This is a genomic window from Kitasatospora sp. NPDC101157, from assembly GCF_044768255.1.
Classification (GTDB): domain Bacteria; phylum Actinomycetota; class Actinomycetes; order Streptomycetales; family Streptomycetaceae; genus Kitasatospora.
Window position 1 is genome coordinate 1 of record NZ_JBIWPL010000058.1, and the last position, 12,845, is coordinate 12,845.

Sequence of the window (12,845 nt, forward strand, 5' to 3'; positions counted from 1 at the left end):
CCGGGTACGGGCCGTACTCGCCGATCGGCAAGTACGGCTCGATCAACACCCACTCCGCATCCGTCAGTTGCGCTCGCGTCACACACCACGGTCTATCGCATCAGGACCCACCGCGAAGGTAAATCACACAGATTGATCACGACCGAATACGTGCCCTAGTACTCCAGTGCGACTTCGTGATCTATCCGGTCGCGGTGGCGGCGAGCCCTCGCTGGCAGCAGCTCAGGATCGCGCGGGTCAGGAGTGAAAGCGGATGCGGACCATAAGGGCGTCCTCGGCGAGAGCGTCGAGGTAGCGGTCGGCAAAGTCGAAATACCGGTGCCCGACGAGCGCTCCCGGTTCGAGGGCGTTTAGGGTGCCGTCGAGCCACTCGCCGTCGAGGGTGAGCAGGACGTTCGTCGGCACCACGCGGGAGGCTACCCGGCGGACGTACTGTTCACGGCCGCCGGTGAAGTGGGCGACCGGATCCGACACCCTGGTCCACCAAGGCGCCTGGAGGTCGCCAGCTCGCCAGGCGGCCGCGGCCCGGATGAGCGGCTGCTCGTAAAATGCCGCGTAGGCCCTGTTCCCCGCGTCCGGGCCGGGCGGAACCGACTCGGTCATCGCTCGTTGCGACAGCGCGGGCTCGAAGTCGGCGCTGAAGGCGGCCCAGCCATCCCAGTCCGCGCCGGCCGCATCCGCCGCCGGCGCGCGGTCGCGGTCCAGGTCCAGCAGGCCGCGCGGACCGCCGTCGCAGCGCTCGGCCGGCTGTGACGGCCGCAGGCTGCCGTCGGACCAGAGCGGGTTGCGTGCCAGCCGCAGATCGGCCTCGTATCCGGCACGGACCGCCAAGCCAGCTGCGCCATCGCCGCCGAAGATGTGCCACCAGTCCCACTCGCCCTGCCAGACGCCGCCCGACGGGATCTCGGCGTCATACCAGAACGGTGCCATCGCGGCAGCCAGCGCGTCCGGTACGTCGGCGGGGTCGGTGGGAGGCAAGCAGACAGTGAGCATGTCTCGGGTCATGGACGCGCTTTCGTTGGTGGGCGGCGTAGATCGCCGGAGTCGGCCGTAGCGTAGCGGGGGCGCTGGTGTGGCCTCATCGCAATTTCCGCCGTCCCCGCCCCTTGCCGCCGTCGCCGCCCCCTCCCCGACACAACAGCCGAACAACGCTCGTAGCGAGGCCGCAGGAGGTGAGGGTGCTGCTTCTGGGCTGCGCGGGTGAGAACCGCAGGCGCGATGATCGGGGGTTGTGTGGACTCTTGAAGATCGTATGGTGGCCGTGGGCCGTGGCATAGACGCCGCCCGCTGGCAGGCGATGTTCGAACAGGCCATGGACCGGATCGCGGGTCGGTTCAGACGGGTTGAGCCGCGTGCCACTGCCCGTGCCTTCGTACTCGCCCTGTTGTCCAGCGTCGAGCGGAAGAACTGCTGGAGGCTGGCCGAACAAGCCGGCCATGCCCGCCCAGGGCCGATGCAACGGCTACTCCGAAGCACCCGCTGGGACGCCGACGCGGTCCGCGACGACGTCCGCGTCTACGTCCTCGAACACCTCGGCACCGACGACGGCGTCCTGATCGTGGACGAGACAGGCTTTCTGAAGAAAGGCACCGCCTCGGCAGGCGTCCAGCGGCAGTACACCGGCACCGCGGGCCGGATCGAGAACACTCAGGTCGGTGTCTTCCTCGCCTACGCCTCCAGCAGAGGACGGGCGTTGATTGACCGTCGGCTCTACCTGCCTGACGCGTCGTGGTGCCAGGACACGCAGCGCCGAACCCGGGCTGGGGTGCCCGACCAGGCGGAGTTCGCCACCAAGCCCACGCTGGCCGGGCAGATGATCGCAGCAGCACTGGACGCCGGGGTCCGCGTCTCCTGGGTGACCGGCGACGAGGCCTACGGCCAGGACCCCGGCCTGCGCGCCCTGTTGGAGTCCCGTGGGATCGGCTACGTCCTGGCCGTCGCGTGCAGCACGCGGGTGCGAATCAACCAGGGGCGGACCGCTGCCCGCGCGGATGCCGTGGCCAACCGGCTGCCGGCCTCGGCCTGGCACCGGCAGAGCGCCGGAGCCGGGGCGAAGGGGCCGCGCTACTACGACTGGGCCTGGATCGAGACCGGCACCGACGGACATCGGCACCTGCTGATCCGCCGAAACCCAAGCAGCGGCGAACTCACCTTCTACCTGTGCTGGTCCCCACGACGGGTGCCACTGTCCGAACTGGTTCGGGTGGCCGGGACCAGGTGGTGTATCGAGGAGTGCTTCCAGGCCGCGAAAGGCCAGGTCGGACTGGACCACTACCAGGTCCGCAACTGGACCGCCTGGCACCGGCACATCACCCTGGCCATGCTCGCGCTGGCCTTCCTCGCCGCCCTCGCAGCCGACGCGACACCGGCCAGGCCCGCCGACCCGAACCGCCGCTCCCGCAGCACCGACCCGATCGACCTGACCGTCCCAGAGATCCGTCACCTGCTCGGCACGCTGCTGAACCCGCGAAGCACATCCCCACGCAGGCTGCTGAACTGGTCAAACTGGCGCAGACACCACCAGGCCACCGCCCGCCGCAGCCACTACCAACAACGGCTCGCCCCCACCGCGACCGGATAGATCACGAAGTCGCACTGGAGTACTAGAACCAACGCCGTTCAGTTAGGCGTGACGCTCGCTTGTCAAGGCCGGTAGGCAAAGCAGCGGAGCTGCCGTAAAAGAGGGCTGTCACTCCAAGACATCCTCACCACGGGAGCTCCGCTGTTGGAACAGGCTGCCATAGCGCGGACGGTCGGGGTAGCCGCCGGGGCGTTCGCGCCTGGCCATATCGGCGAGTTGACCCGGATCGTTCCCTTCGAGATGGTCGATGAGGTACTGGCCGAGACGAGCACGGTCCAGCAGCGGGTCAGGCTGGTGCCGGCGCGGGTCACCGTGTACCTGCTGCTCGCGGGGGCATTGTTCGCCGAGCTGGGCTACCGGCAGGTCTTCGACCGTATGTGCGCCGGTCTGGCGGGCCTCGCGCCCGCCAGACCGACTGCCAGCGCGTTACGGCAGGCCCGCCAACGTCTGGGGCCGGCACCGTTGAAGGTGCTGTTCGACCTGGTCCGTGGCCCGGTTGCCACGACCGCGGCCCAGGCCCGGTGGCACGGCTGCTGGTGGTGGCGGTCGACGGCACGCTGCTGCCGGTCCCGGACACCCCGGCCAACCTTGCGGTGTTCGCCAAACACCGGTGCAACAACGGGGCCGGAGGCTACCCGCAGGTCCGGCTGACCGCACTCGTGGCCTGCGGAACCAGGGCAGTGATCGGGGCGGTCTTCGGACCGGCCACCATCGGCGAACTGGAATACGCCGGCCGGCTGACGGGCGATCTGCGCGCCGGGATGCTGTTACTGGGCGACCGGAACTTCGCCGCCGCCGATCTGCTCAACCGCTTCGCCGCCACCGGCGCAGACCTGCTGGTGCGGTGCAAGGCCGGACGCAGGTTGCCGGCAGTGGCCCGCTGCCGGGACGGATCGTTCCTGGCCCGGCTCGGCGCGCTGACCGTCCGCGTCATCGACGCCGAGATCAGCATCATCACGTCACGAGGTGCCCACATCGGCCACTACCGGCTGCTGACCACTCTCACCGACCCGTCGGCCCACCCGGCCCGCGAACTCATCCGGCTCTACCACGAGCGCTGGGAGGTCGAAACGGCCTACGCGGAACTGAAATCCACCGTCCTGGGAGGACGGGTCCTGCGCGCCCACACCCCAGCCGGGATCGAGCAGGAGGTCTGGGCACTGCTGGTCGCGTATCAAGCACTGAGGACCGCGATGACGGACGCAACCGACAGCATCGCGGGGACCGACCCAGACCGGGCCGGTTTCACCGTCGCCCTGTCTGCCGCCCGCGACCAGCTCGTGCTGGCCGCGGGAATCATCGCCGACACCACAATCGACCTGGTCGGAATCATCGGCCGCCAAGTGCTGGCCCAGCTCCTGCCCGAGCGGCGGGTCCGCACCAAAGACCGCATCGTCAAACGAGCGATCTCCAAGTACAACGCCCGCGGGCCCGTCATCGACCGAGCCACCTACAAGGCCACCATCAGCATCAACATGCTCACAACCGACCCTTGACGCGGACCAGACCGCCCTAACTGAACGGCGTTGGTACTAGAACACACGCATCTCGCCAAAGAGCAGCCGGCGAACGCCAGCACGCCACAGCTGGCCAAGGTGGCCGATGCCCGTGCGGCCGCGCTAGCGGTCAGCATGCACGGGATCGAGCGGCGGGTGACGGCCATCGAGGAGTACGCCCGGCACGTCGCCGAGGTCGAAGGTCGGTACGCGGAATGGTGTCGAGCCCAGCAGCTCACCCATGGGACCCAGGACGTGCTGGCCTTGCTGGCTCGCACTGCCGCTGACGACCTGGCGGTGGCCGAGTTGGAGGGGCTGACGGCGGAAGCCGCCCTCGTGGCCCAGGCGTTGTGTGCCTCAGTGGAGTCGGCTCGCAAGGCTGGTGACCGTGCCCTTCCTCTTCCTGCCCAGGCCGCTGGTCGTGGGCAACCGTGAGGAGCCTTGGGCACCTGGGCATGCTGGCTTTGTTCGTTTACCCTGGGCGCCGGACCGATCACGCAACTGGTGTGACTGAGGGGGGCTTTGATGCCAGGGTTCGGAGTGAAACCGCAGGATCTACGGAACGCGGACACCGCCGGCAGTGCGGTGGCGGCGGGGATGCGCCAGGACTGGAAGCAGGACTTTGCCCACGTGCCGGAGCTGGTCCTGCCGAACTGGCAGCTGGCGGCCCCCGCGGCAAGCGCGCTCCAGCATCTGGGCAGCTACATCGATGGGGTGGCCGCGGCCGCGTTGGAGCGGGCTGCCAATACCCTGAGCAGCGTTGCCGATGCCTACGAGCACGTTGACACAACGGCGGCCGCGTCGCTGGGGGCGCCGGGTGCGCCCGGAGGTCAGGGCTGATGACCGCCTACTACTGGGGGATGCTCAAAGTAGCTGACTTCGGCGGTCTGACGACGACCGCGAACGCGCTGACCGCGTACGAGGGCCACTTCAAGCACCGGATCGCTGAGTGGCGCAAAATGCTGCAGGACCTGGCCGACTGCGGCTGGCACGGTGAGGCCCAGCAGGCGGCGGACGACGCGCTTCGGCACCGCACCAGCCAGCTCTATGTGCTGGAGCAGCTGATCGAGGACCTGCGGGTGATGCTGTCGGATGCCGCCGACAGTCTCCTGGTGCTCCAGACGCGGCAAAAGACACTCGTCGAGACGGCGGCCGCCAGTGGCTTGCAGATCCTCGACGGGGGCGTGGACACGGCTCCGACGGTGCAGATCCTGCCGCCGAGCAAGAGCGACGAGGGCGGGCAGCACGACCCCGAGTGGCTCAAGGCGATGGAGACGACCCGCGACCGGCTTGCCAAGGAAATCGGTGACCTGTCGACGGAGGTGAAGGGCGTCGACGACTCGGTGGCGGCGGCGCTGAGTCGTATTGACCATACGTTCCAGACCGGTTGGGCTGTTCTGCCCGACGAAGTCGTGGAGGAAGCCGACAAGGACGCCGGTGCGATCGACAAGGCGACTGATGGCAGGATCGGGGTCCCGTCGCCGATGGACCCTGCGGGCAACGCGAAGTGGTGGGCTTCGCTGCCCGAGTCCACGCGCCAGCAGCTGATCCAGGACCACCCGGGTGAGATCGGGGGCTTGTCCGGCCTACCCGCCGCCACCCGGGACCAGGCCAACCGCTTGTTTCTTCCCCGGCTGCGTGAACAGATCGCGAAGGATCTCAGCGACGAGAACCCGGACTTGCGCGCGAACCCGAAGCTGCACGTGACCCAGGCCAACCTGGACGGCCTGGACGCCCTGCAGAAGCAGATCGACACCAAGACGGTCCCGCCTCAGCTGCTGCTCGGACTTGGCGATCCGGTGAACCAGAACGTCTCGACGGGTGCCGTCCTCGCGTACGGCAATCCCGATACCGCCACCAACATCGCGGCCTACGTACCGCCGCACCCCGCGGTGGGCACGCTCGCCGCCGACACCGCCACCGCGCGGGGCCTGGCCGTTGCAGCAGGGAAGGCGGATCCCGCGCATCCCACGGCGGCACTGGTCTTCGTCAGTCTCGGTGCGCCAGCGGACCCGATGCTGACGCCCAGCTCGCTTCCGGGGCGGCCGCTGCGCGAAGGAGGGGCGTCGGGTACGTTCCAGGGCCTCGCGGTCTCACACCAGGGCAGGAAAGCGATCGCGAGCGAGGTTTCGGCGGTGCCGCAGGATCAGGGTTCCGGTTTCGCTGTCGCCCGCGTTCCGCTGGACAGGTACGTGCCCGGCGTCGTGGACCCGTGCACGCCGGATGCGGTGGTGGCGAGGACGCCGGGCGGCATCGAGGACCCAGCTTCCCACCACGCCATCGTCAACGCGATTGTCGGCCGCGGGTAGGCGGCACTCGGGGGGCGAACCTGGCCCGTACGACGCCCCAGTCGTCGTACGGGCCAACCAGGTGCGCCTTACCCGGCCAGAGTGCTGGCGGTGGCCGGCGAGGGCACGGTCCTCCCGAGCCGGGGCTGCTGAGCAGACCGGCCACGTCCTCGCGATGGCCGGTGCCTCCCACGGCCGGGACCGCAGGTCTCCCCTTGTCCCCGCAGTCCCGGCCGGCTGCACCGGAGCGCTCTCGGAGCGATCCGTCAGTGGCCGAAGAGACTTGATAGGGGAACAGGATCGGGCTTTATAGTCCGACGGGTGTACTTGTGCTATGTCGACGACTCGGGCTCCGACAGGATCCGCACCCTGACCGGCCTCCTGGTGCCGGCCTCGGGCTGGGGGGACTTGCTGCACTGCTGGTTGGAAGGCCGGCGGGAGGTTGAGTCGGAGTGGGGCGTTCCCAAGAACACCGAGCTGCACGCGGTGAAGCTGGTCAAGGGCCGGGGCCAGTTCTGCTCGACCCCGGAGCAGGAGGCCAGGTTCCACAAGCGGAGCCGGATTGCCGCGCACGAGATGCTGCTCAAGCGCCTGGCACGGTGTGAGAGCCTGACCGTCACCACGGTGGCGTGCCGCACCAGCGTGCTCCCGGATGTCTACACATGCTTTGTCGAGCACCTGGAGGAGTGGGCGGCCGCCCAGGACACCCACGTGATGGTGGTCCTGGACGGTAACCCGGGCCCGGCGGACACGGACGGGCTCTCCGCGCAGGAAGCGAGCGAGGCGTGGCGGCACGCGGTACGCAACGCCGCCCCATACCGGGGCGTGCACCGCAGCCTGCCGCTGGCGTCCCGCAGGGTCCTGGAAGACCCGATCATGCAGGACAGCGCCCACAGCCAGCTCATACAGGCAGCGGATATGGTCGCGTACGCCGCTTACCACCACCTGGCCTGTGGCGATCCTGCCCTGTGGCCGAAGCTGGCGCCCATTGGGTCGATGTCGCGTTCCTACCGCCGGCTCGCGCCGCGGTGGCTCGGCGACCCCGCAGGGGAAGGCATCGTGTGGAGGGACGTGGCCGGCGGTTCCTGAACCGCCCCCGGAAACGCAGAAACCCCCGGGAGAACCGGGGGCCTACGAGGTGCAAGATCCCCTGGGCGCTCTCGATCGAACGCATAGGACCTTGCCCGTCCATGGTCGCGGATCTGGCGAGCAATGGCAAGCTACTGCAAACAACGGCGAGATTCTGCAAGGAATGGCGGCGAACCGGCTTCGAACAAGCCGCTCGGAGTAGCCTCTGCCTGCCGTCTCTGCTACGTACCGTGACCAGGGGCTATTCGTTCACGAGGAGTTGCTGGAAGAGCGTGCAGTCCACGGCATGCCATTCGCGGACCATGATGTCGGAGCCGTCGCGGACGACCTCGAAGTGCCAGGGGTAGCAGTCGTGACAAGGCCAGATTTCGTACGGCGTGCCGTTGTCGTCGAAGGCGGGCAGGTCGATCGATCCGACGGGTGCGTTATCGGTGGTCTTGCGTGTGGGGGGGGCGACGTCACGGTGTCCTCGCTCTGGTCTGCTAGCGGGTGATGGGGAGGCGGTCCTGCCGGTTGGTGACGAGTGTGCGCCACCGGACGCGGACGGCTTCGGGGCCGTCGAGCCAGCGTGCGGGGGAGGGGAACTGGAGGGGGCGGCCGGCCATGAAGTGGGCGATGTCGGTGTAGTAGGCGTAGTCGTGGCCGCGGGTGAGCTGGTCGAGGTCGCGGATCGCGGCGTCCAGCGCGTTGTCGTCGAGGACGGCGTGGTGGAAGCAGAGGGCGAGGGCGAGGGTGGTGCGAGCGGCGCGCACGCCGGAGGCCCTGATCTCGGCGTCGAGGACGTCGGCGCGTTCGAGGATCGCGTCGCCGCCGGTGCCGGCGTCGCGCAGGAGGGCGGCGATGCGGGTGGTGAGGGTGGTGGCGCGCAGGTCGAGGCCGGCGAGGAGCTGGGCGGCGAGGTCGAGGTCGTCGTCGGCCATCTCGGGGTCGGTGAGAGCGCGGACGAAGGCGAGCTGGGCCTGGGAGGTGGCGCGCTCGCCGGCGACGCCGTGCTCTTCGGCGTCGGTGCGGGAGGCGGTGTAGTGGGCGGCGGCCTGGTCCATCTGGGCGTGGACCCAGGCGAGGTCGCCGAGGACACGGTGCTGGCGTCCGGACCAGCCCAGGGTCTGGGCGGCTTCGTGGGCGGTGGGGAAGTCGCCGTCGAGGCGGGCAAGGTGGACGAGGCCGCGTTGGGCTGCGGGGGCGAGGCGGGTGGTGCCGGCGGCGACCTGCTGCATGCCCTGGCGGGATGCGGCGCCGCGGCCGAGATCGCGGTGCGCCTTGGCCCGGTAGTAGAGCGCCATGTCGGTCAGGTCCTCGGGCAGCAGGCGGCTGTCGATAACGCGGGTGAGACGGTCGCCGGTGTGGGTGCGGTGTTCGCGCTGGCGGGCGGCGAGCGTGCTGAGGGTCTCCACCAGGGCGTCGGCCGGAGTGGCCAGCGGGGAGGCACCGCCCGGTGCGCCCGTGGAGGCCTGCCCGGCCGTGCTCGCAGGGGCAGGCGGGTCGAGGGGCTCCCAGATTGAGTCGGAGACGTACGCCCACGCGGCGTCGGCGAGCCAGCCGAGGTCGAGGCGATGGTCGCGGGCCAGGCGCAGCCCCTGGCGCAGGCAGCCGACCAGCAGTGCGCGGTCGCCGGTGCCGACGGCGGTCCACTGGTCGCCGAGGGCGGCGTAAGCGCGGTCGGCGGCGCGTTGCCAGTCCTGCTCGGACCAGCGGTCGTCGGTGCGGTCGTCGGCACTGCGCAGGGTGGAGCGGACCAGGGCGTGGAGGTGGTACGGCCACAGCGCTGCGGGGTCCTCGTGGACCAGGGGCCGCTCCACCAGGCGCAGGGCGGGCGCGTCGTGGCTCATGCCAGCCGCGGCGGTGGCGAGCGGGATGTCGAAGGCGTCCAGCAGGCTCACCGCGCGCAGCACGTGCCGTTCGTCGCCGGTGAGGTCCTGGAGGGTGCGGGCGACGAGGGCGGGGAAGTCGGCTTCGAAGTCTTCGGGGACCGGGGTGCGGGTACGGCGGATCTCCAGGAAACGCAGCGCGGAGAGGTCGAGGTAGAGCGGGAGGCCGTGGGAGCGGCGGGCGATGACGGCGCGGATGTCCGTGGGGATGAGGGGTTGGTCGTCGGGGGTGGTGAGCCGGTGGGCGAGGTAGTCCTCGCAGTCGTCCGCGGAGAAGTCGCCGATCAGCAGCTGCCTGGGGCCGGCGGCCGGGGCCGGGGTGCGGGCGCCGGGCACCAGTGGGGTGGAGGCGGGGGCGAGACCGGGCCAGGCGGCGGGCCCGGTGTAGTCGAGCTGGCCGCTCAGAGCTGGGTCGGCCCACTGCAGGCGGGAGCGGCCGGTGACGATGAACAAGGCGCCCGGCATCAGCCACACCACGCGCTGGAGCAGGCGTTCCAGGTCGCGGTGGGTGCGGTCGCCGACGTCCTCGAAACCGTCCAGCAGCACCACCGGCACTACCGACTTCTTTGCGGGCAGGCGGGCGATCTCCCACGCCAGCAGGTGCGGGTAGTACGACAGCGTGTCCAGGTCGGGCTCGGCCTCCAGCAGGTCCGCCAGGCGCACGCAACTGGCGAGCGCGCGGGCCTTCTCGTGCCGCTGGCGCAGTGCGGTGACCAGGGCGGCGGCGACCTGGCCGGCAGCGGAGCCGACGACACCGGGCAACGCGAGCTGCTGGGCGGCCTCGCCGACGGCGCCCTTGATCTGGCCGGGCAGGGCCTCACCCGCCATCGCAGCCAGGCCGCGGCGGCGCAGGTACTCCTCCAGCGGTTCGCCCGGATGCACAGTGTCCCAGTAGCGGCGCAGCGCGATGTCGAAGGCCGGCAGACCGCGGCCGACATGCCGGGCGAGTGACAGGCGCAGGGTGAGGACGAGCTGCTCGAAGTCGGTGCCGGCGGAGCGGGCCAGGTCGACGCGTACCGGCAGGAGGCGGGGGCTGTCAGGCCAGGCGGGCTCGCCCCATTGCGCGGGACGCCGGGCGGTGTCGGTGAGCGCGGCCTCCAGCTTGCGCGAGAGCGTGGACTTGCCGATGCCGCCGACCCCGTGGAAGACGATGACGTTGTGCCTGGGCGCCTCGAGGTCCTGGACGTCGAAGGCCGGATCGGTGATGCGGGTGAGGTGTTCGGTGAGCGCGGAGGCGACAGCGTTCCACTGCGCCTGGCGGTTGGTGAACGCCTCACCGGCGTCCACCTGCTCGTTCGAACCGAACAGCGCTCGTAGATCCCTCGCCACCGACGACTCCCCTTCCGCCCTGTCTGACCAGGCATCAACCTACGCCCCGCCGAAACCGTAGTCGGCCCCCGCGTTGAAGTGGGGGCCGCGCGGGCCGGACAATGACGTGACCGTTGCCGATCAGAGGTGGACCGTGCCCGACTCCCATCCCCAGGACAGCCCCGACTACTCAGGCCTGCCCGGATCGGGTCACGAGGACGCACAGGCCGTGGACGCCGTCCGGGCAGTCACGGCCTGGTATGCGGCCAGCATCGGAGCCGAGAGCTCCAAGCCTGATCCCGACCCGGACCGCATCGCCCGGTGGAGTGCAGCACTCAAGGACGTCGGCGCCGACCGGACCCGCCTGTGGTCGGCCGGCCCCGAGGAAGCAGCCGAGATCGCCGCCCGCTACCGCGCGCTGCTGCGGGAGCTGACGGGGCGGTAGTCGGCCGGCAGCGGCAGCGCGCGAGGGTTGGGGACCGCCCGGTCCAGACGGGGCGGCTGGAAGGCCGTCAGCATCAGCGGGCGGGCCAGCGCGGCGATCTCCTCCAGCTCGGCGCGGTGCTGGGGCAGTGCCCGGCGCAGCGCGGCGTTCGTCGCCAGGAACGCGGCCGCTTCCTGTTCGGTGTAGGGGCGGCGGCGTCCGGCGGCCAGTGCGACGGCGGGCTGCTCGCCGGTCGTCGGCGTGGCCCGGTCGCGGTGGCACAGGACCTTCCCCGCGCGGTCGATGACCAGCACAGTGTCGACGGCCTGGTGGTCCTGGGCGGCCGCGATGGCGTCGGCGACGCCGGCGAAGCAGGTGCTGTGCCCGGCGGCGGAGGTGAAACGGGCGGGAACGCCGTCCCTCTGGTTCATCGCGTAGCGCAGGGCCGTGCCCTGTCGGCTGTCCGCCTCGCGGGCGGCGATCACCACCACCTCGACCCGGTACCTGGCCCGGTGGAAAGCGGTGGCGGTGTCGAGGAACTCGTCGGCGCTGCCCGGGGCGATCTCGATGACCGCGTCACCTCCGCGCTCGCGCACGTAGGCCTCGGCCCGGCGGAACCAGGCCCGGTAGTCGGCGCGAACCGCCGCCCCGGCACCGCGCGGATCGGTGAGAAGCAGCCGGAAGTAGTCGGGGTGGAAGGCCTTGAAGTCATCGCCGACGAGGTGGGTGGTGCCCGGGCGCATTGCCCGCCCGACCATCTTGCTCACCCCGGTCTTCCCGACCCCGGGCTCGCCCATCACATAGACCACCACCGGTCCGTCCTGGGAGACGATCCCGGACAGCAGTCCGGGCACGATCAGGTTCTCGAACCTCGAGCGGTGCTCGGCTGCTCCCAGGCGGTGGTAGTCCACCCCAGGCGCGGTCCGCCGAGGCTGCGCGGTGCGCCGGACCGGCTCAGCTAGCGCCGCGCACCGCTCGGCGTCCCGGGAGACGGCGAGCAGCCGGTCGGCCGGAACGCTGGCTTCGGCGCGGACCAGGGCACGCTCGGCACGGGCCAGCGAGCGGCGAAAGGATGTCGTCTCCACCGCGTCCCACCAGCGGGAGCGCTCCCGCTCGACTGCGGCCGCAGCGCCGGGCGCTTTCGTCCACCGGCCGTCCACGAGCTCGTTGCCGTACAGGAGCTCCAGACCGCGCCGGACCACCGTGACACGGTCCACCAGGCGTTCTTCCTCCAGCACCGCCAGAGTCCGGCTCAACTGGCGGGCGCACTCATCGTGGTTGGCCCATGACACGTAGCGGCCGGCCCCGTCCTCGTCGCCGAGGTAGCGCTCCAGCACGCCGAGCTGACTCCACGCAAGAGCGCACGCCACTGCCACCACCTCGACCCGGTAGCCGGCTTCCCGGTAAGCCAGGCACTGCTTCCGCGCCTCGTCCTCGTCGGTGAGAGCGGTCTCCACCAGCACGTCCAGGCAGCGGGACCGGGCGTCGTTCTCGACAGCGGCCTGCCAGCGGCGGGTGTCCGGGCGGACCCTCACTCCGGCGGTGCGGACGTCCTCGTCCCGCAGGCGCTCGTAGTCCGGGTGCGAGGCCTTGTACAGGTCGGCGCCGACCCGCACGGCACCGCCGCGCAGGCCGAGGACCGGGTGGAGCAGATCGGCCAGGACGGTCTTGCCGCTGCCGGGAGGGCCCGCGACTAAGTGCTCCGTTCCGGAAGTCCTTCGGGGGTTGACACCGGAGAGCACAGGCACCGCCCTCCAACGTCCCGCCTGGGAGAAGTGTCGGAGCGCTGTG

11 protein-coding genes are annotated in these 12,845 nt (G+C 70.5%); 8 read left to right on the forward strand and 3 right to left on the reverse strand.

Going from position 1 to position 12,845, the window contains the following annotated elements:
- Positions 1 to 237: 237 nt before the first annotated feature.
- Positions 238 to 1,005: a hypothetical protein gene (locus ACIRVF_RS42585; RefSeq protein ID WP_402830531.1), complete on the reverse strand. Its 768-nt coding sequence runs from the start codon at positions 1,003 to 1,005 to the stop codon at positions 238 to 240.
- A 247-nt stretch (positions 1,006 to 1,252) separates the two neighbouring features.
- On the opposite strand from ACIRVF_RS42585, the gene ACIRVF_RS42590 reads away from it, so the two are divergent.
- From ACIRVF_RS42590 to ACIRVF_RS42620, 7 genes are all read left to right on the forward strand, one after another.
- Entirely contained in the window at positions 1,253 to 2,581 is a 1,329-nt protein-coding gene (locus ACIRVF_RS42590; RefSeq protein ID WP_402830534.1) for an IS701 family transposase, read from the forward strand.
- 144 nt (positions 2,582 to 2,725) lie between these two features.
- Positions 2,726 to 3,232: a transposase domain-containing protein gene (locus ACIRVF_RS42595; RefSeq protein WP_402830537.1), complete on the forward strand. Its 507-nt coding sequence runs from the start codon at positions 2,726 to 2,728 to the stop codon at positions 3,230 to 3,232.
- A complete protein-coding gene (locus ACIRVF_RS42600; protein WP_402830555.1) occupies positions 3,175 to 4,077 on the forward strand; it encodes a transposase in 903 nt (300 codons plus the stop codon). The genes ACIRVF_RS42595 and ACIRVF_RS42600 overlap by 58 nt, the downstream gene beginning before the upstream one ends.
- A gap of 30 nt (positions 4,078 to 4,107) precedes the next feature.
- The gene (locus tag ACIRVF_RS42605; protein WP_402830539.1) at positions 4,108 to 4,512 is read left to right on the forward strand and encodes a hypothetical protein; all 405 of its coding nucleotides are present in this window, start codon (positions 4,108 to 4,110) and stop codon (positions 4,510 to 4,512) included.
- A gap of 105 nt (positions 4,513 to 4,617) precedes the next feature.
- The gene (locus ACIRVF_RS42610) at positions 4,618 to 4,917 is read left to right on the forward strand and encodes a hypothetical protein (RefSeq protein ID WP_402830541.1); all 300 of its coding nucleotides are present in this window, start codon (positions 4,618 to 4,620) and stop codon (positions 4,915 to 4,917) included.
- A complete protein-coding gene (locus ACIRVF_RS42615; RefSeq protein ID WP_402830543.1) occupies positions 4,917 to 6,386 on the forward strand; it encodes a hypothetical protein in 1,470 nt (489 codons plus the stop codon). Before ACIRVF_RS42610 ends, ACIRVF_RS42615 begins: the two co-directional genes overlap by 1 nt.
- Positions 6,387 to 6,686: 300 nt before the next feature.
- Entirely contained in the window at positions 6,687 to 7,454 is a 768-nt protein-coding gene (locus tag ACIRVF_RS42620) for a DUF3800 domain-containing protein (protein ID WP_402830546.1), read from the forward strand.
- A gap of 482 nt (positions 7,455 to 7,936) precedes the next feature.
- Here ACIRVF_RS42620 and ACIRVF_RS42625 read toward each other — a convergent pair whose 3' ends face one another.
- A complete protein-coding gene (locus ACIRVF_RS42625) occupies positions 7,937 to 10,651 on the reverse strand; it encodes an ATP/GTP-binding protein (RefSeq protein ID WP_402830548.1) in 2,715 nt (904 codons plus the stop codon).
- Positions 10,652 to 10,784: 133 nt separating this feature from the next.
- On the opposite strand from ACIRVF_RS42625, the gene ACIRVF_RS42630 reads away from it, so the two are divergent.
- Positions 10,785 to 11,075: a hypothetical protein gene (locus tag ACIRVF_RS42630; RefSeq protein WP_402830550.1), complete on the forward strand. Its 291-nt coding sequence runs from the start codon at positions 10,785 to 10,787 to the stop codon at positions 11,073 to 11,075.
- Here ACIRVF_RS42630 and ACIRVF_RS42635 read toward each other — a convergent pair.
- On the reverse strand, positions 11,039 to 12,845 hold a 1,807-nt coding region (locus ACIRVF_RS42635; protein ID WP_402830552.1), incomplete at its 5' end, for a zeta toxin family protein. The genes ACIRVF_RS42630 and ACIRVF_RS42635 overlap by 37 nt on opposite strands.

Coding starts and splice junctions, on each gene's coding strand:
- ACIRVF_RS42585 (WP_402830531.1), bottom strand. CDS start 1,005: ATGACCCGAGACATGCTCACTGTCTGCTTGCCTCCCACCGACCCCGCC.
- ACIRVF_RS42615 (WP_402830543.1), top strand. CDS start 4,917: ATGACCGCCTACTACTGGGGGATGCTCAAAGTAGCTGACTTCGGCGGT.
- ACIRVF_RS42590 (WP_402830534.1), top strand. CDS start 1,253: ATGGTGGCCGTGGGCCGTGGCATAGACGCCGCCCGCTGGCAGGCGATG.